We start from the raw sequence: 23,828 nt of genomic DNA, 5'->3' as shown, positions 1-23,828 counted from the left end.
TAAATTATAGGGTTAGATTTTAATTCCTTTTTAGTATAAGCCTAAAATAGAAAATAGGCTACGAGAAGAAAGTATTAGCTACTTTTTAGAGTTTAAAAAAAAGCCGTGATTAAAATCACGGCTTTAACATTTAATAACTAATTAAAACTTAGTAGTTAGACTTAATTGTAAGTATCTACCAGTTACATCATATGCTTCAGAAACTGTATTAATACCTGTACCACCGCTAGAAGAGCTTTGGTTAGCAACTGGTGGTTGCTTATCAAATAAGTTACGAACAGTTAATGTCACATTTGTACTATCAGAGAAGCTATAGCCCGCTGAAATATCGTGATAAACAACTGATGGGAATTCGTTATACTTCTCTAGAGGAGTAAAGTCTGTGTAGTTGAAGTTACCTCCATCAACACTATCCTTTGAACGATCCCAGTAACGCATACGCCACGAAAGGTTTAAATCTTCTAGGCCGTAGCTTAAGTTAAGATTAGCTCTGTTATCTGGTGTGAATACTTGACCGGCTTTTTCAACTGTTTCACCACTTATGATTCCTGTTTCATCATATTTTATCAGGTGATTCCAAATCAGATTTGCACCAAATTCACCATGCTCAGTATCAATCTTGTACGCTAATTCAATATCTACACCAGCAGTTTCAATATTATTTTCGTTACTTGTTCCTGAGTTAACTTCAACTAAAGCACCATTTTGGTCACGTAAAGAATTTCCACCACAAGTTGAATCAAAGTCAGCAGCACTTACATCAAAACAACGATTTAGTACTGTAGTACGGCTTGTCGTTGAAATAGCATCTTCCACAGAGATATCATAGTAATCAACTGTTAAAGCAAACTCTTCAGTTGCTTGCCACACAACACCTAAGCTATATGTGTCTGCAGTTTCTTCTTGAACTTCTTCATTACCACCAATGAAACCACCAGTGCTTTGTGCTTCTGTTTGTGTTAATTCAAACGAGCCATTTGCAGCAACGCGAGCTGCAATCTCAGGAATTGATAAACAGTTCTGAGCTACATTACCTGTCGAAGAAGCCGTTACACCGCTACATGGATCAGTAACATTAGCAAAAGTTTCGCCTCTTCCACCAAATAAATCAGCAATGTTTGGTGTACGTATAGCTGTTGCTGCTGAAGCTCTAAATTTCAATGTATCAATTGGTGAATATTGAATACCCGCATTCCATGTTGTTTGACCACCAACAATTTCGTGATCTGAATAGCGAGCAGCTAAGTCAAGCTCAAGATTATCTAAAATAGGTAATATTGTTTCTACATAGTAATCGTTAGAGTAGTAACTACCATCAGTTGGTAGTGAGCGGTTAGTACTTGACGCACCAGTTTGGGCTAAATCACCAGGGTTAAAGAAACCACTTTCTAGGCGATGTTCAGCCCCCATAGCTACCCCAATTCGACCGCCTGCAAGTTCAACAGGTAACTCACCAACTAAAGAAGCTGAAACTATAAATTGCTCCGTTTGGCCAGCAATTTTGGCAGGTACTTTAACGTAATCAACAGCCTCTGCTGAAACAGAACCCTCACCAAATAAATTTAAAGGTACACAACCTTGTAAAACAGCTAAATCATTTGCACATTGAAGTGAACCATCGTCGTTTTGCACTACATCAAAAGCTTGTGCTGCTCTTTCAATGTTAACTTGGCCACCACTGTCTTGACGTTGATCCGTTTTACCCCAAGATACATAAGTATTTAATGACCAGTCATCATTGATCATCCAATCTATACCAGTTGCAATTCGAACAGTATCACGCTCTAAATCAGTAGAACGAGCACCGAACTCAACCATACGGCGAACTAGCTCAGGAATGTTATCATCTAGTCCATAACCGTCATTAAGGAGATTTTCACGAAGTAACTCCGGAACCATAGGATTACTTAGCTTTATCCCACCTTCTCCGCCACGCTCTGGTAAGAATACATCATTAGTAGAAAATGGTGTTGGCTCAATAGTCGAGTTATAAGTTTTTGATGAATTCCAGTTCATTTCAGCAAAAAATTCAACTTCATCATTAATTTCTTGCTTGATGTTAAGGGCAGCGTACTTTCTTTCAAGAGGCGTGACAAGCTGTCGATAATCCGCTCTGTTAAACGCATCACCACCTTCAAGCCCTGTATAAGGGGTGCCATCAGCATTATATGAGCCTACTCTACCTTGAGGAGTATACGAAGAGAATACCTTCCCTACATACTCGTTACCATTTTCATCAAGTAGTATCGCTTCATCAAACTCAGAAAATGCACGGTCAGAAGGCTTCAGTCCTTTGTCATCATCATAACCAATAGCAACGGTTACGTTACCAGAATCCCATCTGTTACCGGCGGTCAAGTTTAGCGAGTACTTTTCGCGATCACCTTCGCCTGATATACCAGTTTGAGCATTAACTTCCACACCCTCTACGTTGTCCCGAGTGATAATATTTACTACACCGGCTACAGCATCTGTACCATATATAGCCGAAGAAGCACTTTTTAAGATTTCGATACGCTCAATCATTGAGGCAGGAATGGCATTTAAATCAACGGCATAACCACTTGAAGGCGAACGGCCAGATACAAAACGTCGGCCGTTAACCAATACTAAAGTGCGCGCTTCACCTAAGTTTCTCAGTGAAGTTGTGTTTAAACCTACGCCAGAAGTACTGAATGAAGAGTTAGATTGATCTGCACCAGCAATAGCAACAGGTGATTGGTTTAAAACGTCAGCTACGTTCAATGCACCCATTTGCTCTATATCAGTTCTACCGATGATAGTCACAGGTACTGGTGTCTCTACGTCTGTACGCTTAATACGTGAACCAGTTACTTGAATACGTTCTACTTTAGCAACACCCTCTTCTGCAGCAAATGAACTTGCTGAAAACGCAGCTGCAGATGCTGCACCAAAAGCAATTGCTAAGCGCACTGCTTTTGAAACTTGATTATTTAACATGTGATTCTCCCTGAAAGAATTTTATTTATATATTTATTATTTTAGCTATTAAATGAATAGCATAAGAAGTGAAAGCATCGCTTCTTTTGTAAATGTTATTATCAATATATAAACATAGTCAACACATTAAAAACCAATAATTCACACCACTTTAAATATAATTAACTAGAGTTTATTTCAATAAAAGGGACAAACAATTAAATTTAAATATACCAAAAATCGGAACGATGTATTTTTAGGCATAAAGTCCAAAATAAATTTATTTATTAATATTTTTAAAAGTATTAACAAGATAATTTAAAATTTATAAATGACAATGTGATTGAAATATTGTTTAACAAGTCGCGACAAAGCTAGAAGGGGTGGGTTATGCAGCTCATACGGCCTATGAAATACCATCAAAGCTGCTAGGTTATTAATGCACAGAACACATTTGAGTGATGGAGCTATCTATTTGCGTCCCTTGTAAAGCGTTCCAATATATTCATTATTAGAGTCAACTAAAGCCTCTTTAGATATTCTATTGCCTAATAACAACTGGCTAATTTTCTGTGAATTTAACGCCGCTTGCTTTAAGTCATTTAGCCTAAAGGTCAGCCCCTCAAGCTCTTGAGTAAATAATTGATAGGCGCGTTCTAAATCTATTTTTCTATTATTCAAAATAAACTGAAAAAAGTCAGGATACCGTGTTCCATTAACTGCGTGTGGATGTACTTCCCTTTCAAGCTGGATAAGGTTATTTATTGTTTTTATCAAGTTATTTACCTGAGCATTATCACCTTTTGTTAACTCATCAATTAGCTGCTTTAAGGGGGTTAACAAGTCGCTACGTACGCGAACAGCAGACTCCAGTATAAGCACATTTGGTTTAACTATATCTGAGTCTATTTCATGGCAAACAATTTGATATAACCCACCTGGTTTTAATACCCTAAATAATTCAGGAATACTTTTTGAAAGTTCACTGTATTCAATTGCAAATTGAGCCACTATCGCATCAAATTCATTATTTTCAAAAGGTAAGGACTCTGCACTTACATCTGATAAAATACTAGAGTCGGGCACGCCTGTAACGCTCTTTGCCACTGTTGCTTTATCAATACCAATAAAGCTCAGCTGATCTTTACTACTATCGTGTATAAGCTGTATCAGTGCACCATTGCCTGTGCCTATGTCTAGTATTTTACACTGTGGACTAAGCTCAGTAGCAAAACTTGTCCAGCTCTGCTTTAGCTTGCCTGTATAGTTTTTCTTAATATCCTGCCCAAATGAAGTTAAATACCCTTGAGACCAATAGTCACTCCAATAATTTTCCATAAAAAATCCCCATAAAAAAAGGGCTGAATAAATTCAGCCCTATATATCAACCTGTTTCTAATTAATATTAGAAGCTAATTGAGTAGTTTACACGGTAATCACGACCAAAGTTGTTGTAAAGGTCTTGGTTATCCCATGTACCAGCTGAAGAAAGAACTGGGTCTTCGTCAGTTAAGTTACTTACAGTAAATGTTACAGCGCCGTAAGGACCTGCATTGTAGCTGTAAGTTAAGTTATGGATTAACCAGCTGTCTAAATCACCTGATTGCTCGTAGAAACCATCGCCATCTTCATCAACTTCAGTTTCAGACGTGCTTGCTGTGTAAGTAGAGTTCCAAGATACTGTATGATCATCAAGTGACCAAGAAATTGTTGCTACTGACTTAAGATCAGGTTGGCCAGACCAACCAGCAGTGTCTTGTACAACACCACCCACTTCAGAATCGTACGAAAGTGTTACACTGTTAACATTGTTAAAGCGGAAGTCACCAAAATCAGTCTCTACGTTTGCATTAATAGTGAAGTCAAAACCTTCGATTTCAAAACCAGCACCGTTAAAGTAAGAAGTACCTGCTTCGATTAGCGTACCTGAAGCAGAGCGCTTAAGGTAGAAAGTTTCATCAGACGTATCTGTATCAACACCTACTGCAGTGATTAGGCCAGCAGCCTCATCAGATAATAAGCCCTGTAGAGATTTAGACTGAATAACGTTATCAATAGAAAGTTGGAAGTAATCTAACTTAAAGCTTAAGTTATCGTTTACATCCCATGCCACACCTAAGTTGATGTAATCTGAAGTCTCAGCTTCAAGTTCTGAGTTCTGAGTATAGTATGTGTTGTACTGACGTGATGTAGTAGAACCGTTATTATAATCGATTGCAGATTCAGCAGAGAATGTACGTGCTGCATTAAGTAAATCTAGACCTGGCGCGCGGAACGACTCAGAGTATGAACCACGAATCACTACGTTATCAGCAACCTGCCAGCGAGCAGATACTGCTGGAGCAACGTTGTCACCAAAGTCAGAGTAATCATCGTAACGAGCTTTTAAGTTCACTTCTACTGTATCAGAAACTGGTAGTACTGATTCGAAGAAAACAGCTGTCACATCACGGTCACCCATTGAAGAGTTACCTGCAGAGCCACCGATTAAGCCAGCTTCAGATTGACCATCGTAAATATCTTCGTAAGTTTGTTCAAAATATTCAACACCTACATAGTGAGCAACAGCACCACCTGGTAGTTCAAATAAGTCAAAACCTAAACCAGCAAAGTATTGGTCAAAAGTAGAGCCTGAGTTTTGTAACGTAGTCGACTTCATGTTGGCAATGCCTTCATCAGAGCCTAAATCGATATCGTTAGCTTCGTTGTATGCTAAACCACTGTAAGAAAGGTAGTACTCACCTACAGATTTGTTATCTGCTTTATTGTGGTGGTAGTAAACTTCCCAAGAAGCGTTGTTCCAATCTAAGTCACCACGTAAACCAGCTGTTAAATCTTGGTTGTAATCATCTACGTTACCATCACGTGTACCAATACCTACCCAACGGAATAAACCATATGCACCGTCTTCACCGTATGGGTTATGCGGGTTATCAGCTGCCATGTTTTCCCATGCTGCAGCCGGTGGAGCGTAACGACCAAATGAAGAGTTTTGTACAAACATTGTTTGAGCAAAGAACTCTATGTCGTCTGTTAGCTCGTAGTTAGCACTAACATATAATGTGTTACGGTCAATTGATGCTGTGTTGTAAGATACATTAGCGAATGCATACATACAGTACTCAGAACCTGGGCCCCAATCTTCGTTTGCATCAACGCGGCGGAAAGTATCTTCACCGTATTCAGAGATTAAATCATCACATAAAAGTGAAGCTGACGCTGTAGCAAAATCTGGAGAAAGTACAGTAGCGCCAAAGTATGACCAACCTACAGTATCTGCAGTGTAAGCTTCAATGTCGCCATCACCGTCTAAATCACCAAGCTGAGCTTTAGTGTAGTCACGGTCAGCATCTGAAATACCTTTACGAGATTGGTGATCGAAAGAGAATGTAATGTTACCTTTATCGTTTGAAACACCACCAACTACAGAAAATTCAGTTGAAGTAGTGCCTTCATCTTGGTCACGGTGACCCGCGCCAATGTTGAAAGTTAAACCTTCAAAGTTCTCTTTCATAATTACGTTAACAACACCTGCCATTGCATCAGAACCATAAATAGAAGATGCACCTTCAGTCATGATATCGATACGTTCAACAGCAGCCATTGGAATAGCATTAAGGTTAGCAGAAGCACCACCTAATGTTGGTGAACCTGGGAAACGGCGGCCATTTAAAAGTACTAAAGTACGACGTGAGCCAGCACCACGTAAATTGATAGTTGCTTGAGATTGTGCTGAGCTACCAGAACGCTCTGAGAACGAACCGAATGAGTTTAATGAACTAGAACGTAGTGCATCTGCAACTGTGTAGTCACCTTCTAGCTTGATATCAGCAGAAGTAATAGATACTACCGGAGAAGCACCCTCTAAATCTGTACGTTTGATACGTGAACCAGTTACTTGGATGCGTTCTACTTTCTCTGCAGACTCTTCTTCTGCAGCAAATGAACTTGACGAAAATGCAGCTGTTGATACTGCACCAAACGCAATCGCTAAGCGAACTGCCTTTGAAACTTTATTATTTAACATTTGATTCTCCCTGGGTCACCACTTGTTAGAAGCGACTATTATTTAATTATTTTTTGTTGTCACAGTTTGTTAACAGCGACTAAACCAAATACTAAACAAAAAATATCTAAAAGCCAACTACTGTTAACCAAATATTAATTAAAAAAGGTTTTTTTATTGTTTTTTAGCTTAGATGAGGAATAGCTGTACAAAAATAAAGCTAAAGCGTGGGTTATGTAATCAAAAATTGCATTAATAGGTACAAATTAGAATAGTTCGAACTGTTTTAGCTCGAAACTGTTTACGTTAACGTTAACAAATTGCGTAACCATTTCTAATAGAGGTACAATTTGTTTGTCTATATACAATGGGTAGTCGTAGCTATGCAGCCCTTGATACAGCTCAACACCGTGGGTTGTGTAAACAAATGTAACAAATTCACCTCTTTTTAGCGTAAATTCACTATTTTGTTTCTGAAATTTTTTTACTGCTTGTACATGAGGAGGGATATTTTTTTGATAGTCGGTTAAGTTTTGACCTAAACGTTTTTTAAAAACCAGCAAATGATCAAATTCGCCGCGTAAAAGTTTACTAATGTAATCGTTTACAAGGTCATTTATTTGCTCTGGTTGATCAAAAAGGAGGGTAAATAAATCAAATTGAAACTGTTGAGCCAGTTTAGTCCAGTCACTTCTTACGGTTTCTAAGCCTTTAAAAACCAATTTTGATTCATCCGGCTTTATTAACTGCCCCACATAGCGTTTTTTAGACCCCACGCTTTTACCTCTTATGGTGGGTAAAAAGAATGGGCTGTAAAGCGATTCAAACTCTATTTCTAAATGGCTAGTTAAATTATGTTTAGCGTGTATGTTTTGCTGCCACAATGTGTTTATGTGTTTAGCTAACTGTTTACCTATTTTATTACAGGCCTCAACACTTAAATCATCCGTTAGTTTTACAAAGGTCGAATCTGTATCTCCGTAAATAACACTGTAACCTTGCTCTTCAATCCACTTTTTAGTTTGCAGCATTATCTCATGACCACGCAAAGTAATAGAGCTTGAGAGTCGAGGGTCATAAAAACGACAGCCTTGTGAGCCTAATACACCATATAAACTGTTCATTATTATTTTAATCGCTTGGGATAGCATTAAATCGTGATTATCTTTTGCCCGCTGGCGCTGTAGCGCTAGGCTTTTTATAAGCGCTGGTAAATGGTGCTGCTCTCTTGAAAATAATGCGTTATTAAACCCTTCAATACTGTTTTCAGGGTTTTCAATCCCTTCTATTAGTCCAAGCGGGTCTATATGAAAGGTTTGCATAATACTGGGGTACAGGCTTTTAAAATCAAGCACTATGACATTTTTATACAGCCCCGGTACCGACTCCATAACATAACCACCTGGGCTTTCGAACGTCAGCCCATGGTCGCCCATATTAGGTGCTACATAACCGCTGCGATGTAATAAAGGCAAATACATGTTTACAAAAGCCGCCACTGAGCCGCCGCGTTTTTCCAGCTCAAGGCCTGTTAATTGTGTGCGAATAACAGCAAAATCGAGAAGTTTTAGCTTATCGAAGATTTTATTAACGAGTATGCAGTCTTGGCGATTGTAGTTAGCAAGCGCGATTTTATCTTCATTAAATTGACGAATAATTTCTTGTAAGCTGTTACTAGATTCAATTAATTTAGACTCACCTAAAATTTCTTTAGCTACATTAGCAAGTGAAAAAGTTTCAAAACTATAAGTGGCATTTTTTAGAGTATCAATGCCATCAATTACACAGCGCCCGGGAATAGAAACCCGTGTAAAATGGCCTTTTCGAACATATAAAGGAAGGTTTCCTCTTCCTAGTAATAGTTTTACCCCAAGTGCCACAGAGCGCTCATAAATAACTGCAAAATCAAACTCAATAACATTCCACCCAATAATAATATCTGGGTCGCACTGCTTAATAAGTGTTACAAGTTGCTGTAATAGTGCAACCTCGTCTGCGCACCATATAATAGTATAACCAATCACTGGGTCGTGATGCTCAGGCTCTCCAATCATGATTACGCAATCTAAACCACAGCCTACCAAGCCAATAGAAAACAACACCCCACTTTCATTGCACTCTATATCAAGTGACAACTTAGAAAGCACAGGCGTATAGTCAGCGTTGGTTTTTAATTTAGCATCTAAAATTTCAGTGTAATGTGCATGATCCACTCGTTTACCCGTGATCCACGCCCCGCCTTTAATAAAGCGCTCCATTAAATAACGCTCAATGGGCCTTATATCATCTTCATAAAGTGTAATACCGCGACTTTTTAACGCTTTGCTCGCGCTATAAAAGTGTTTGAGTGAGTAAAAGTAACAGCCACACATATCTTGCTGCTGAAAATTTTTAAGTGAAAGAGGTTTAATTAAAAAGTTTAGTGATTCGGCAGATAAAATAGCTTGAGCTGCTTTTGTATCTGAGTTTTTTATAAAAAATAGTGCGGTTTCATTCTCAGAAATTGTCTTTATTGGTCCATTATCGGTAGCAAACCAAATTTCATATTGTAAACCCTGAGCGCTATCGTGCGCTTGTGCAGAAAGTACAAAACCAGATGTTAAATACACTATCAATAAACCTTACTTATATTTTGTTTTTCTACTTTAGGGCCATGAACGTTAAGGATTGAAAATTGTTCAACCTCAAAATATAAACAGGCCATAATAGGGAGTAATTTATAAACTTAAAAAATTGCCGCATTAATTTACTAAATTAATTTCATCCTTGCTTGTAGTTACACGGTTATAACTCTAAAATCCATACACTGTAATTATATACATATTTTAGGTTTATCTCCCCATGCTTTCTGACCAACTAAAAAAAACAATTAGGCAAGTACACCAGCATGTGGCTAGTAACCTTACTGATTACCGCCCACGCAGTAGCCAAAACTACCTTGTTGCCGAAATAGCAAAAACACTGGCTGGCGAATACCATAAAAAACAGCGAATATGTGTTATTGAGGCTGGCACAGGGACTGGTAAATCGCTTGCTTATTGTTTGGGCGGGTTACCGCTAGCCCTTGCTCAAAAAAAGAAGCTGGTTATTTCTACTGCAACCGTGGCCCTGCAAGAGCAATTAATAGCAAAAGAGCTGCCTTTTTTTAAAAAACACTCAGGGCTCGACTTTAAGTTTGACCTAGTAAAAGGTAGGCAACGCTATATATGTGCCCATAAATTACATAACGCTGTTAATGGCGATAGCCAAACGCAAATGGAGTTTATGCCCACACTTACCTCGCCGCTAAGTGATATGGAAACTAAATGCTTAAAAGGCCTTTACGATGCCTATGTAAATAAAAAATGGCAAGGCGACAGAGATAGTTGGGCCGACACCATACCCGATAGAGTGTGGAACTTAATCGCATGCGATAAACACGCTTGCCAACGCCAAATGAAAGCCCATCAAACCTGCCCGTTTCAGCTTGCTCGTAATCAGCTTATGCAAATGGATGTGCTTGTTATTAACCATTCACTGCTACTGGCAGATTTGGATTTAGGGGGCGGTAAAATTTTACCCGAACCTGATAACACCATTTATGTAATAGATGAAGCGCACCACCTTGCACATATTACCCGCGACTTTTCATCGGCAGCGGCCACTATTAAAGGCACCATTGATTGGCTAGATAAGCTCACCAAATTTAGTGGCAAAATGTCTAAGGTATTAGTGGGTCAAAAGGCCATTGGTCAAAATTTCAAATTGTGCGATAGCATTAACGATGCTAATAAAGACTTAAAAGTGGTGCGTGATATTCTCGATAATGCCGACTTTGAATACTCAAAAGACGATACATATCGTTTTGAGCATGGCGAAATACCAAAATCATTGCACAACAAAGCTAAAGATATAAGTGACGCCACTCTAGATGCACTGCGTTGTTTAAATAAAATGCACGATACCCTCACTCAAGATGTAAGCGATGGCGATATAAAACCCTACGTTGCCGACCCTGTCTTAGCCGAAAGCGGACACTATATAAACCGCTTAGAGCAATTAAATAAGCTGTGGTATAGCTATGCAAATAAAGGCGAAGGCACACCTCACGCAAGGTGGATCAAACGTTTAGAATATAAAAACCATCACGATCACCTATTAAGTGATTGCCCTATCGAAGTTGGCTACTACTTAAAAGACAAGCTATGGAATGAATGCGCAGGGGCGGTACTATGCTCGGCAACTTTAAGCGCTCTTGGTTCGTTTGACCACTTTGCCTATGAAAGCGGCTTAGCAAAAGAAGAAGGCGTTAAGTTTATTAAAGTGCCCTCACCTTTTGATTACCCTAAACAAGCAACCTTGCGTATTCCGGTAAGTAAAATTGAGCCAACCGACAAAGCATTTAGTGACCATATAGCGCAAACCTTGCCTGAGTACTTAAACACAAAAAAAGCTAATTTGGTGTTGTTTGCATCGTACTGGCAAATGGACCATGTGGCTAAGTTTCTTAGAACAAAAGGTTTTAACTTATTAGTGCAAGGCGAAATGTCGCGCGAGGCATTATTAAAAAAACACACCCAAAATATTGATAGCGGTAAAGGTAGTATTTTATTTGGTACGCAAAGCCTCTCAGAAGGGCTTGATTTACCTGGTAAATATTTAGAAAACTTAATAATTACAAAAATACCGTTTGCAGTACCTACATCACCAATAGAAGAAGCCCAAGCCGAATTTGTACAAAGTAAAGGCGGTAATCCGTTTTTGTCTATTACGGTGCCCGATGCAGCAAAGAAATTGGTACAAAGCTGTGGTAGACTGCTGCGAAAAGAGAGCGATGAAGGCCGTATAACCATTCTCGATAGACGCTTAATTACCAAGCGCTACGGCAAAGCCATGCTCGACACCTTACCACCTTTTAAAAGACAAATAGATTATTAATGTTTGAACTTGCTTTAGATCCCACAACATTGGCAGTTTTATGTGCCGCGGCCCTTGCTGCTGGCTTTATTGATGCAATTGCCGGCGGCGGTGGCTTATTAACAGTCCCTGCACTACTCACCGCTGGCTTGCCACCGCATGTAACGCTTGGCACCAACAAGCTTGCGGCAAGCTTTGGCTCATTAACGGCCAGCTACACGTATTATAAAAAAAATCTATTTAGTCCTAAATTTTGGGCAAATTCCATTTTTGCTACAGCCATAGGCGCTGTGATTGGTACGTTAATAGTCGATCACTTAAGTATTGAATTTTTAAATAAGCTTTTGCCTATCATTATTATTATGGTGGCCTGTTATAGCTTGTTTGGTAGTTTAAGCACCACACAGGGCGATGATTTACCAAAAGTAACACCAATACTTAAACTAAAGCAGTGGTTACAGGGCTTAGCGTTAGGTTTTTTTGATGGCGTAGCAGGCCCAGGCGCCGGTACTTTTTGGACCGCATCTAATAGTTTATTTTATAAAATGAGCTTACTGCTTAACTGTGGTTTAGCCCGCTCAATGAACTTTGTATCTAATTTTATATCACTTATTACCTTTGTGGCACTTGGTCATGTAAACTTTTTATTAGGCCTTATCATGGGCTTTTTTATTATGTTAGGTGCTTGGATTGGTGCTCACTCAGCCATTCGCTTTGGCGGTAAGTTTATTCGCCCTGTTTTTAACACTATGGTTATACTGCTAGCATTAAAACTGATTTACGAGGCTTATTTGTAAATGCAAACCCACGCGTTAGATAAATTACGCCAACAAGTTGCTACGCTTAAACAACAAGCTGAGCAATTTGATAGCGCAAAGTTGTTTTCTAAAAACCGCTATATGCAGGCGCAGCCTAGTTTATTTGACCGCGGCGTATTTAGTACTAAAAGCATGAACTTAACTGACTACGTAGCAGAAATTGAAGACGAAATTACCAGCTTACCACCCAGTGATCATCGCCATGCTTATGCTTATGCACTCGAGCGCATAGGTAATCAAGTACAAGCTGTATTTAGTGTTATTAAATCGACCCCCATCTGGGCAAAAGAAAACAAAAGCCAGTACAAACCTAGGCCAAAAAATACGGTTTATAAGCAAGCCGTAAAAAAAATAATGCAATCGTCGCACGAGCTATACGACGAGCTTAAACAAAACCACGAGTTTGAACGACGCTTAGTGTTAATGATTGAAGAGCGTAAACTACAAATGGAAAAAGCCAGCCCAGCGCAAGCGCAAAAACTTAATATGGAAATTTTAACCACGCATGCGCGTTTAGGCCGCTGCCGTAAAGCTATTTCGGCCACCGAAGATAAAATTCAACAAGTCGAAAAACAACAATTACGCTAATGCAGCTTTTTTACCACCCGCTTTACAGTGCTTTAACGCTTCCTGAGCGCCACCGTTTTCCTATTCAAAAATACCAAATGCTAAAAGCAGAAATAGAACGCTTAGGCTTTGGGACTACACAGTTTAATACACCAACCAAAGCAACGCCCGAGCAGCTTGCACTGTGCCATAGCCAAGGCTACATAAATGATTTTTTAAACGCCACGCTCAGTAATAAAGCAATTAAAAAAATGGGTTTCCCGTATTCATGCGAATTAGTAGATCGTACGCTACTTTCAGTCGGGGCCAGTATTCAAGGCAGCGAATACGCACTAAAATATGGTTTTAGCGCTAATTTAAGTGGTGGCTATCATCATGCATATAGCGATTACGGCAGTGGCTTTTGTATTTTTAACGACTTGGCTGTGGCTGGCGCGCATTTAATCAATACAAACCAAGCCGATACCGTATTAATATTTGATTGTGATGTACACCAAGGCGATGGCACGGCACAAGTTACGCAACATAATAACGCTATAATTACTTGCTCTATCCATTGCGAGCAAAATTTTCCGCGCCTAAAGCAACACTCCGATTACGACTTCGCCCTACCTGCCAACACATCAGATACCGAGTACTTAACAACGTTAAAACAAGCCCTCGAATTTTGCGTGCGTATTCATAACCCCGATATTATTTTATATAACGCAGGGGCTGATATTTACGAAAAAGACGAGCTAGGGTTATTTAACGTATCGCTTGAAGGGGTTTATGCGCGCGATCATTTTATTGTTAACTACTGCAAAGCCCATAACATCCCACTTATGTGCGCTTTAGGTGGCGGTTATCAACGTAATTTAAATGCGTTAATTAATGTTCATAAACAACTATTTAAAGCTGCTATCGATTTATTTTAGTGCTTAGTATACACTCAAATAAACGGACTCTATAAAAGGCGCTAGCACGATGCGACTGCACGACGACATACATAACTTTTACGAAAAAATTGTAGTTGAAGAAATCATTAAACGTAAACTAGATAAAGTTTACAGTGAAGATGTAATGGCCGATTTTTGTTGCACGGTACTTAATCAATTGCCGCCACGTTATATTAGATACGATGTAGATATGGCCTTTTATTTACCACAAAGTGAACGTATTCACATGGAAGAGCGCGTACAAACCGCTATTGATGTTGCTATTAGCCAAATTTCAAAAAAGAAAGATTTAGATGACCAGCCCACTTGATAACGCCCCTACACATGTAAAACTGGCAGTGGATTTAATTATGCTTTTGGAGCAGCACGAGGTTGCTCCAGAGGATGTATTAAAAGCGCTCGAAATTGTAAAAAGTGACTTTGAACAAAAACAAGCCACCGCTTAGCATTACTCTTTTGTTTGCACTTCGTATTTAGTCACAGTGCCATCGTGTTTGTTACAATCAATTTTAATCTCGCCAAACGTGCGTCTTGGGGTTGTTGAGCGACGGCACGTCATTTTTTGTGCTTTACTACCATATTGGCTTATGTACAACGCAACGGTTTCGTCTATTTTAAGCTGTTGCGCCGAAGTGGCCGCGTTATAAAAGGTATTGTATTGCGCCTGCCAACTTTCAACTCCAGCCTCTTTTGCAACGCCTAGCCACCCCATACCCATGTTAGTAGATTGTGTTAAGTACTGCCCTTTTAAAAACATAAACGACAATGTGTATTGCGCGCTTTTATAGCCAAGTGCTGCAGGGTCTTTTAGATACATAAAAGCTTGTTTATAATCACCTTTTTTATACGCTTTTATGCCATTGTACTCATGTTTTTTCATGGTTATATCATCGTATAAATTAATAGGCGTAGACCCACAACCACTTAATAAACCCACTCCCATAATTGCTGTGATCAGTAAATATCGGCTCATGACTATTCCTTTTTTATTATTTTTATATGCGAGTACCGAATCTGGCTTACAGTTAATGCAAAGCCTGTTACTCTGTAAATTAATTTGTATAATTAAAATACTATCATGAGCTTAACAAGTTTACTTCGGTTATTTTTTCTGGCTGCAATTTGGGGCGCGTCATTTTTATTTATGCGAATGGCAGCAAACAGCTTAGGCCCAGCGGTGTTAATAGAGTTTAGAGTTGGCTTTGCCGCACTCACCCTCTTTATTGTGGCGCTGTACTTAAAACGCCGCTTGGCGTTTACTAAGCACACAAAGCACTTTTTTATAATTGGCGCACTTAACTCCGCCCTACCCTTTTTACTGTTTGCTTATGCCGCGCAAACGATTAGTGCCTCTACTTTATCTATTTTAAATTCTACAACGCCCATATGGGGCGCGGTGGTGGGTATAATTTGGAGCAAAACCAAACCGACTAAAAGCATGGTGTTAGGTTTGCTGTTGGGTTTAATAGGCGTGGCAATTTTAGTTGGGCAAAATCATTTTGTATTAAATAGTCAGTCACTTATTGCGATTGCAGCAGCGCTAAGCGCCTCCCTGTGTTATGCCATTGCATCCCATTATACAAAAAATGCCCCTAAGCTTGCCCCGTTCGATAACGCACACGGCTCTATGTGGGCAGCCAGTTTTATAGTACTGCCCCTTATACTTTTTATGCCATTACGCGAAGTACCTAGTACCAACGTTATGCTCGGCGTATTAGCACTTGGCGTGGTGTGTACCGCACTTGCTTATATTTTATTTTTTAAACTTATTGACGATATAGGCCCAACCTCAGCTTTAACGGTCACGTTTTTAATTCCGCTATTTGGCATTTTTTGGGGGCATTTAATTTTAGATGAGCAAATAGGGCCAAATACGTTACTCGGCGCATTATTTGTTATTGTGGGTACTATGCTGGTTACTGGTTTTTTACCACGAAAAAAGCACTTAGCTAAAGCAAGCTAAGTGCTTTTACAAAGCACTTACTTTTGCGTTTTTTTGCTTAAGTTTTCAATTAAGTCTTGTGCGCTATAGCTGTTGTCGCTGGGTTTAATACCTTTGCCCATTTTAATGTCAATCAGGGTGTGTACTTCTTTTCGTTTATCATTGTTGCTCACTTGTACGCCTACGCTATTGCTCGGGCGTACGCGTGTTTCGCAGGTTAATAAACCGCAGTTTCGCTCATATTGCTGGCTGTGTTCTGCACTAATAGATGACGCGGGCGCTTGCAATTTAGACTCAACAAAGGTTTCTTTATTTGTTACAACAAACCAGTCGTAGCCTTGCGCTTGGGTAAGTTCAGCCGCGCGTAACAATGCATAATCACCGGCATCGGCTACGTTGTTTGACACACTTTTAAACTCTACTCGGTATTGATCGTCACTAACTTTTTGCTCGCTATAACCTTGTGAGCCATTATTAGCTGGGCGGTAGTCGGGTTTAGATGCGCAACCCGCCATAAGTAAAATACTGATAATTAAAATAGATGTTTTCATCATTCACCTCGTTTTATAAAAACTATTATTGGGTTAACTGCCACTTTGCACTAATTGCTTGCTGCTCTTGCGCTCTATCTAATGGTGCGCCGCTGATCATGCTATCTATAACAGCATCTAACTCACTGTTATTAGACGCCGTTTGATATTGCGCGCCATTATCACTTTGCTGCGCGGCTGTTTGCGCTTTTATTTGCCAACCGCTTTGCGTTTTACAAGCAATGCTTGTTTGCATGGTATTGTTTGAGCTTAGCGCATACTGCCTACAAAGCTCACCTTGCTGATTTTTAAAGCTAAGCTGCGCGCTAAATACTGAGCCATCACTTTGCTTATACTCACCACTACTTAGCTGTGTATTAAGTGCTGCTGCTATGTTACTGGCTACTAAATTTTGCGACTCATTGGGTTGTAAATAACTAGTCATTGCAATACCAAATACCACGGCAACGCTTGCAGCTATTGCTAAGCTTTTATTAGCCGACTGCTTAACCCTTTGCCAAGGCGTTAACGTTACTACATTGCTATTTAACGTATTTTTTGCCGTTGCTGTATCAAGCTTTGCAACCGTTTTAGCTAATGAGTCACTAAGGGGTGCGTCATCAATACTTGTTGCGTGCTCTTTTACTCGCATGTCTACTTCGCTTAGCTCTGCAAGTCGCATTACTAGTTCATCATCGGTTTCAAGGGCTTTGCGCACTTGCTCCATTTCGTGCTCGCTTAGCTCTGAGTCTAAAAAGGCGCTAAGTGTTTCGTCGTTAATGTTCATACTTGCTCCTTTTTAAAGTCGGGTTTTATTAAGTTATAAAGTGTACTGCGTGCTCGCGATAATTTACTCATTACACTGCCTATAGGTATATCGAGTGTATGTGCTACTTCTTTATAGGCCATGCCCTGCACTGCCACCAGCGATACAATGGCGCGTTGCTCTTCGGGTAATTGCCCAAGTGCTGTATTTACATTTTTAAGCATTTGTTTGTTTTCGAGTGTTTGGTGCTCATTACTTGTAATTGGCTCTGGTAAAACATCGGCCTGGGCCGTATTTTGCCTTACCTTGCGTGAGCGGTATTCGTCTATCCACACATTGCGGCAAATTTTAAACGCCCATTTAGCAGGCTCAACGTCATCCGGAATGCCTTTTACTAATAGTTTTTCAATTGTTATTTGCACTACATCGTCTGCATCTGCTTTACTACCCGTTAACGAATAGGCAAAACGCCTAAGCATGGGCAATAAGGTTTTTAATGTTTCGTTCATTGATTTTTACCCCTTTTATAAAGAAGACGATTCAAAAAAACATTTATTCCCAAATAATCAAAATAATTTGAATAATGAAATATTTTTATGTGTTAAACGTTAACTACAAGCATGGTAAATTTAATAGAAGTAACCCACTATGAATATTAAAAACACACGCGTTAAACACATAATAGCCACTTCGCTTTGCATATTTAGCGCAACGAGCTCAGCCAATATAGTAAGCGTCGATCAAGTGCTTGGGCAACTAAACCCAATAGAGCAGCGTATTGAGCAAACTATAGAGCGAGCACAACGCCTGCCGCTTCCGGTGCCTGTACCACAAGTGTCGATTGATGAACTAAAAGCGCAAATTAGTGAGCCAATTAGCAGCTTACCCAATGTGCTTAACATTAATATAAATAGCCAAAACACCGCATTTGTTGAAGTAGAGCTAGAAAACGGCTTTAGAGCAATAGAGCGCCAATGGTTATTAATGGCAAATAGCCAACAACTTAATACCCTAAAGCAGCAAAATGTAACCATTGTATCGGTAAAAAATTACAACGCACTTAACATGAGCTTAGTACGCTTTAACGCCCCCCAAGGTGTTAATTCTAAAAGTGAGTTATTAAAAGCACTTAACTTAGATGAGTCTGCAATACTTGACCGAAACCACATATACCAGGCGCAAACTGGCGAGCCTACCGAAAAAGTAACACCAAATAACTCTATTGCCCCCTACTGCACACAAAGCGTAAAAATTGGCATGATCGACAGCGCCATTAATACCAAACACAGTGCTTTTGAAGGTGCAAATATCACTACGCAAAGCTTTTTACCACAAGGGTTAAGCTCGCCAAATTTACACGGCACCGCCATTGCAGGGCTAATTACAGGTAAAGGCGCAAAACTTAACCCGCTTTTAGGCAGTGCCATGCTTTACAGTGCCGAGGTGTTTTATAGGCAATCTGAATATGCACAAGGGGCTACATTATTTGCCATAGTAGAAGCACTTAACTGGCTAGTCAGTAATAAAATACCCGTAATAAATATGAGCCTAACAGGGCCAAATAACGCAGTTTTAGAAGCAAGTATTACTGCCGCAATAAAACAAAACGTGTTAATTGTAGCTGCTGCAGGTAACCAAGGGCCGGCGTCGCAGCCGTTATACCCAGGTGCCTATAAAAGCGTGATAGCGGTAAGTGCTATTGATGCAAATAACCAAATTTATAGATGGTCAAATAAAGGCGATTACATAGACTTTGCAGCCCTTGGTGTAAATGTTGTTACAAGCCAAGGCAATGGAAAATTTGGAAGGGAGTCGGGTACGTCAATGGCGGCGCCGCATGTAAGCGCGGCATTAAGTTGTTTATTGTTAAAGCATGGTAATAATAAAACCAAAGCACTTAACGAGCTTACATCGCTTGCCATCGACTTAGGCGAGCAAGGCAAAGACACCACCTTTGGTTATGGTGCCATTTACCCACCTAAAAGTGCACTTTAACTGACGCCGATAAAACCGATTGCGTATAGGTATTGCTACTAAGCTTTGATTGATAATCGCCATATTCAGCCTCGGCTATGAGTGTTACGTGCTCAAACACAGCTAGGTTATAAAACGCATTAACGACATTTCGGTGCTCATCTCGCGACGGTATTTGCTCAAAAAAATCATCCGTTGTTTGCTCATCGTAATCTTTATTTTGATAACGCCAGCCAGCCCCTACTTTGTTAGCCACATTAAAGGCCGTAAATTTGTGCGTAACTTTAGTAGTAAAACCATAGCCGTTAAAGTCGTATTGGTTGTCGTCGGCATTTTCTTTATCAGCACTTAGCGCTGCCATTAGCATGGTTTGGCCGTTATTTATAAAATGATAAAGCGCTATATCGCCACCTACGCCGTCGGCATTACGTGCTTTTGCAGTAGCAAAACGTTTAGCTTTGGTTTTTACACTCATACGCAAATACGTATGCGGGTTTAAAAAATGGCCATAGTAAGCACTGGCTTGATTAAAATGTAAAAATGTTTCGCCATCTACATTTGCTTTTGCGCCATCGTAACGAACCCCTACCTCATGGCTATTAAAGTTATAACTGCCATCTAAACCATATTGATGCAGGTCTAAATCGTATTGATCAAACTCATCGTAGTCTTGTTGTTCAAACTTATAGCTTGAGGTTAATTTAGCGCTTTTAGTTACTTGCCATTTTGCATTAACACCTGCTGCGGTTTTTATGCCGCTGTCGCTTTGCGAGGAAATATCGTCAAGCTCTTGAACAGAGAGCGCCGAGTTACTTAATACCCCAACTTCTGCATCTGCATTTAGCTCAAAGTTACTTTTAAAGGGCTTATTTTGCTCAGCTGTTTTAATGTGGTTAGTTTGTGCAAGCACCGCTTGAGCACTAAAAACACACAATGTGGCGGTTATAACTGCTTTCATATTTTTCTCCAACAGGCCGAATAGGTTTCCCCATTCGGCATTTGTGCAAGCACTTGGCGTATTAAAGGCCTAGGTCTAAATCGTTAGTAATGTTGGTTACTACTTTACTTGCGGTGCTAAGTGCTACATCGTTACTAATTTGATCAGTAACCGCTGCACTCACCTGCCCGCTAACACTTTGTTGTACTGTGCTTTGTAAACTACTAACCGTACTGTCTTGCACACTGGCAATTAAAGATTGCTGAACACTGCTTACTACTTCATTACTGGTGTTAATTGCATCACCCATTTGCAGTGCAGAGCTTACTGAGTTTGCAGCCGTATTAGTAATTGCTAATTGGTTTGTAAGCTCACCCGCATTAAGCGCATTAGTTGCATCAGCTTGTGTAACTGAATCGGTAGCGCTGCCCACATTTGAAAGTAAAGAGGCATCGGCTGGTGTATCGGTAGTATCTGGCTGAGCGCCTTGTTCAGAGGTAACAGAAAGTAATGATGACTGGCTCACAGCGGTTGTTAAATTACCCGCCGATGAAGTTAACTGTGTTGTTGCATCGAGCGCTGTATTGGCTGTTGTATCAAGCGCTGTATTGCCTGAGTTATTGAAAGACGAGGCCGATGCATTTAATGCATTATTTAAAGATCCGCTTGCAGATGCAACTAATGTATTTGCAGGCTCTGCGGCCTCGCTACTTTCTTGCGCTGGAGTTTGCGTGTTATTCGCCGTCGAATCTGTGTTTTGCGAGTCATCAGCCGTTACTTGTGTATCGTTAGATACGTTTGACTCGTTGCTACCACTGGCTGTTAAACCGTTTTGTGAAAGTACAATAGATGTAGATGTTTGTTGCTGCGCCGACGTTGACTGAGATAGTTCAATATCAGCGGCGTGCACTGCACCTGTAAAAGTACACACACCGCTTAACATCATTACGCTTACAATTTTATTTAATTTAGTCATTGTTTTGTCCTCTAGTTTGTCGGATTGACATAAAGAAGACGATTTACAAAAACACTTTATTCCAAAAATAAATAAAAAATTATAATAACGTTACTTAATTATTTAAGTTTCATACTCTTAAATATAAGTTACTCGTTTACTGCGTAAGCGTTTCACTGTTTTGGATCAGCAGTAACAGCTCGGCAGTGGCGGTAGCATCAGCCAATGCGCGGTGATGGCTGGTTAAATTTAAATTAAAATGCGTACTAAGGTTACCAAGCGAATACGACTTTAAGCCTTTAAACGCTCTGCGCGATTCAACCACGGTGCACATTTTTGGCATTTTAAAAAAGTGCCCTGCAACCTCGCATTCTTTTTTTATAAAACCGTAATCAAAGTTTACGTTATGGGCTACAAAAATACTGCCTGCAAGTTTATCTAGTAGTGGCTGTGCTATATCGGCAAATACAGGCGCGTTGTAAACCATGCCATCGCTTATGCCGGTCAATTTAGTAATAAAGCTTGGGATATGGCGCTGCGGATTAATAAGTGTCGTCCAGGTATCAATTACTTTACCGTGCTGCACTTTAACAATGCCAATTTCGGTAATGCGGTTACCGCCTTTTAAGCCACCCGTGGTTTCTATATCAACTACGCTGTAAATACGGTTAGGGTCTACAAACCACTTAACTGCAGCAATATGTACTGTAAAGCCCACATTTTTTAAATTATCAATGGTGGTTAATTGGTTGCGCCTGAGCTTATCGCCTGGGGCTTTTACCTCTTCAAAATGTACTTGGCCATTATTAATAACCATTAAGTCGGGGTAGCCGTCTTTTAGCTGTAAATAGTGTTTGCTCATGGCCGTTAAATGCGCAATTAACGCTTCAAGCGGGCTGTTTAAAATAAGTGCCTCTAGTGGCTCTAATAAATTGCTGCGCCATCTAAATAAACCATTGGGCTGCTCAAAATACTGCGCGGCATGCTTACATACCAAATTAAGCAGCGCCTGATTAGTGCTACAGCTTTTTAAACGTGCATCAATTTGCGTGCTTTGTGCTTCATAAAAATTACCAAGCTGTAAAACTTGCGGGTAAATATCAAATTCATTACACGGCGGGTAAGGCGACTCAATAAATAACTCGTGCCAAAATACTAAGCCAAACAAGCTTTGCCATAAGGTGTTTTCGGTATTAAAAACCGTTAACCCTTTTGCACTGTAATACTCATTTACGCCTTGCTCTACATCGCCTCGGTAAATTTCGTCAATTTCAAGTACACATTGGGTGTCGGCCAGCATAGTACTTAAGCGCGAACGCGTTTGTTTATTAAACTTACGCATTAAAAAGTCATCAGCAAAGTACAGTAAATCGTCGGTGAGCGGGTTTTCTATAATTTGCTCTAGCTGCGCTTTAACCCACGCTTTATTACCTAGGCGGTATTGCTCTCTTATTTGAATTTCTTGTGCTTCGGCGTAATCGGTGCAGCCTTCAAGTAGGCTAAAGGCAAGTTCGCTATCGGTATTTTTAAGTTGTTTATACAGCCTAACCAGCAATTTATTTTTAATATCGTGCGCTTGTGCACCGTGCGCCGGTTGCACTAATACTAAAAGCGCAAGCTCGGTGTAAGGGGTTTTGTCATCAAAGGTTTCATCTTTTGTATTACCGGCTGTTTTGCCGATGTTTTTAAACGCTAAACGGTAACGATTTAAAACGTAATTAGATTGTGCCTCAGCGAGTGTATTAAAGCGCGATAAGCTCTCGCTGTGCCCTTCGCGGGTAGCGGTTAACCCTAAATCGCGCATAACAAAGCGGTTTTGATGGTTTACATCGCCACTACTTAAGCGCCCTGCAAATAAAAACTCAAAATACTCGTAATAATCTTCACGGTTATTTATCACATATTGGCTATATAAAGGGGCTAAATCATCTGCGCGCTCACTAAAAAATTGGCACGCAATAGTGACCAACTCCCCTTTAGCTGCGCTTTTCTTAAAGCTTACTTGCTCACTGTAATTACTGAGTAACTCCACCAGCATGGGCTTGGTTAAATGCGCTATAAGCTGCTTGTAATGCTGTGCGTTTGGCTCATATAAGATACCCGCTGTTTTTAGCGTATAAATAGCCTGATGCGGCGAAGTTATTTCTTCATAATTAAGCGATTGCGCCTGCACTAAATAAGGTTTGCGCGAATACACACGCGCCAACATGCATTGGCTTTGCTCATCTAGTTGGTTAATTTTACTAATAAATTCACTATGTTTAGGCTCAAGTAAATGCATACATTTACTTGTTACAAACTCAATAAGCTCTCTAAAATGCGCTAAATAGTATTTTGCTGGTAATTCTTTTTTCATAACATCGCCACAACTGTATATAAAAACAGTATCTAGCATTTGTGTTTATTATTCAATCTTAAACTTGTAACTAAAACACGCTATAGTGAGCGTATAAAAGTAAATTTATTAAAAATAAAGGACTTACCATGAGCGCGCACCCATACGATGTTTTATCACTTAATAACGGCGCAAATATTATTTTTACGCCTTGCTCAGGGCCT

At 39.9% G+C, this 23,828-nt stretch carries 19 protein-coding genes; 8 read left to right on the top strand and 11 right to left on the bottom strand.

The annotated features are described in order from the left end of the window. Positions 1-141: 141 nt before the first annotated feature. The 4 genes from PSH41_RS08080 to PSH41_RS08065 all read right to left on the bottom strand — a co-directional run bounded on the left by PSH41_RS08080 (position 142) and on the right by PSH41_RS08065 (position 9,555). Entirely contained in the window at positions 142-2,934 is a 2,793-nt protein-coding gene (locus PSH41_RS08080; RefSeq protein ID WP_273588935.1) for a TonB-dependent receptor domain-containing protein, read from the bottom strand. Between the two features lie 477 nt (positions 2,935-3,411). Further along, positions 3,412-4,278, bottom strand: a complete 867-nt coding sequence (locus tag PSH41_RS08075; protein WP_273588936.1) for a class I SAM-dependent methyltransferase — start codon at positions 4,276-4,278, stop codon at positions 3,412-3,414. 67 nt (positions 4,279-4,345) lie between these two features. Next, on the bottom strand, positions 4,346-6,967 hold the full coding sequence (locus PSH41_RS08070; protein WP_029774024.1) for a TonB-dependent receptor domain-containing protein: 2,622 nt from the start codon (positions 6,965-6,967) through the stop codon (positions 4,346-4,348). A gap of 245 nt (positions 6,968-7,212) precedes the next feature. Beyond that, the gene (locus tag PSH41_RS08065; protein ID WP_273588937.1) at positions 7,213-9,555 is read right to left on the bottom strand and encodes a DNA polymerase II; all 2,343 of its coding nucleotides are present in this window, start codon (positions 9,553-9,555) and stop codon (positions 7,213-7,215) included. Positions 9,556-9,787: 232 nt separating this feature from the next. On the opposite strand from PSH41_RS08065, the gene dinG reads away from it, so the two are divergent. Genes dinG through rsmS form a run of 6 tightly spaced genes read left to right on the top strand, consistent with a single transcriptional unit; the run spans position 9,788 to position 14,611 of the window. Then, positions 9,788-11,863 carry an ATP-dependent DNA helicase DinG gene (gene dinG, locus PSH41_RS08060; RefSeq protein WP_273588938.1) on the top strand — a complete coding sequence of 692 codons (2,076 nt, stop codon included), beginning with the start codon at positions 9,788-9,790 and terminating at the stop codon, positions 11,861-11,863. Then, entirely contained in the window at positions 11,863-12,639 is a 777-nt protein-coding gene (locus PSH41_RS08055; protein ID WP_024033710.1) for a TSUP family transporter, read from the top strand. The genes dinG and PSH41_RS08055 overlap by 1 nt, the downstream gene beginning before the upstream one ends. Then, a complete protein-coding gene (locus PSH41_RS08050) occupies positions 12,640-13,248 on the top strand; it encodes a primosomal replication protein (protein ID WP_138579832.1) in 609 nt (202 codons plus the stop codon). It begins immediately after the preceding gene. Beyond that, positions 13,248-14,144: a histone deacetylase family protein gene (locus PSH41_RS08045; protein WP_273588939.1), complete on the top strand. Its 897-nt coding sequence runs from the start codon at positions 13,248-13,250 to the stop codon at positions 14,142-14,144. Before PSH41_RS08050 ends, PSH41_RS08045 begins: the two co-directional genes overlap by 1 nt. A gap of 49 nt (positions 14,145-14,193) precedes the next feature. After that, positions 14,194-14,475, top strand: coding sequence for a late competence development ComFB family protein (locus PSH41_RS08040; protein ID WP_004585951.1), 282 nt, complete (start codon positions 14,194-14,196; stop codon positions 14,473-14,475). Further along, positions 14,459-14,611, top strand: coding sequence for a pleiotropic regulatory protein RsmS (gene rsmS, locus PSH41_RS08035; RefSeq protein ID WP_024033713.1), 153 nt, complete (start codon positions 14,459-14,461; stop codon positions 14,609-14,611). The genes PSH41_RS08040 and rsmS overlap by 17 nt, the downstream gene beginning before the upstream one ends. A gap of 2 nt (positions 14,612-14,613) precedes the next feature. Here rsmS and PSH41_RS08030 read toward each other — a convergent pair whose 3' ends face one another. Further along, a complete protein-coding gene (locus PSH41_RS08030) occupies positions 14,614-15,138 on the bottom strand; it encodes a hypothetical protein (protein WP_024033714.1) in 525 nt (174 codons plus the stop codon). A 105-nt stretch (positions 15,139-15,243) separates the two neighbouring features. Between PSH41_RS08030 and PSH41_RS08025 the strand changes: the two genes are divergently transcribed. Further along, the gene (locus PSH41_RS08025) at positions 15,244-16,128 is read left to right on the top strand and encodes a DMT family transporter (RefSeq protein WP_273588940.1); all 885 of its coding nucleotides are present in this window, start codon (positions 15,244-15,246) and stop codon (positions 16,126-16,128) included. A gap of 17 nt (positions 16,129-16,145) precedes the next feature. Here the strand turns inward: PSH41_RS08025 and PSH41_RS08020 are convergent, their stop codons facing one another. The 3 genes from PSH41_RS08020 to PSH41_RS08010 are packed head-to-tail and all read right to left on the bottom strand — an operon-like array spanning position 16,146 to position 17,912. Beyond that, positions 16,146-16,658, bottom strand: a complete 513-nt coding sequence (locus PSH41_RS08020) for a CC0125/CC1285 family lipoprotein (RefSeq protein ID WP_337939742.1) — start codon at positions 16,656-16,658, stop codon at positions 16,146-16,148. Between the two features lie 25 nt (positions 16,659-16,683). After that, a complete protein-coding gene (locus tag PSH41_RS08015) occupies positions 16,684-17,424 on the bottom strand; it encodes an anti-sigma factor family protein (RefSeq protein WP_273588942.1) in 741 nt (246 codons plus the stop codon). Then, positions 17,421-17,912, bottom strand: a complete 492-nt coding sequence (locus PSH41_RS08010; RefSeq protein ID WP_054982238.1) for an RNA polymerase sigma factor — start codon at positions 17,910-17,912, stop codon at positions 17,421-17,423. The genes PSH41_RS08015 and PSH41_RS08010 overlap by 4 nt, the downstream gene beginning before the upstream one ends. Positions 17,913-18,051: 139 nt before the next feature. Between PSH41_RS08010 and PSH41_RS08005 the strand changes: the two genes are divergently transcribed. Next, complete coding sequence (locus PSH41_RS08005) at positions 18,052-19,398, top strand: S8 family serine peptidase (protein WP_273588943.1); 1,347 nt, start codon at positions 18,052-18,054, stop codon at positions 19,396-19,398. Here the strand turns inward: PSH41_RS08005 and PSH41_RS08000 are convergent. The 3 genes from PSH41_RS08000 to PSH41_RS07990 all read right to left on the bottom strand — a co-directional run bounded on the left by PSH41_RS08000 (position 19,382) and on the right by PSH41_RS07990 (position 23,664). Then, a complete protein-coding gene (locus PSH41_RS08000) occupies positions 19,382-20,335 on the bottom strand; it encodes a hypothetical protein (RefSeq protein ID WP_273588944.1) in 954 nt (317 codons plus the stop codon). The two genes, PSH41_RS08005 and PSH41_RS08000, sit on opposite strands and share 17 nt — an antisense overlap. Before the next feature lie 61 nt (positions 20,336-20,396). Next, the gene (locus PSH41_RS07995; RefSeq protein WP_273588945.1) at positions 20,397-21,290 is read right to left on the bottom strand and encodes a hypothetical protein; all 894 of its coding nucleotides are present in this window, start codon (positions 21,288-21,290) and stop codon (positions 20,397-20,399) included. 136 nt (positions 21,291-21,426) lie between these two features. Continuing rightward, positions 21,427-23,664, bottom strand: a complete 2,238-nt coding sequence (locus PSH41_RS07990) for an exonuclease domain-containing protein (RefSeq protein ID WP_273588946.1) — start codon at positions 23,662-23,664, stop codon at positions 21,427-21,429. Between the last annotated feature and the right edge of the window lie 164 nt (positions 23,665-23,828).

This window comes from Pseudoalteromonas sp. CST2, from assembly GCF_028599385.1.
Classification (GTDB): Bacteria; Pseudomonadota; Gammaproteobacteria; order Enterobacterales; family Alteromonadaceae; genus Pseudoalteromonas; species Pseudoalteromonas atlantica.
The sequence above is the reverse complement of the archived record's forward strand: the minus strand, read 5'-3'. Positions and strand labels throughout refer to the sequence as shown.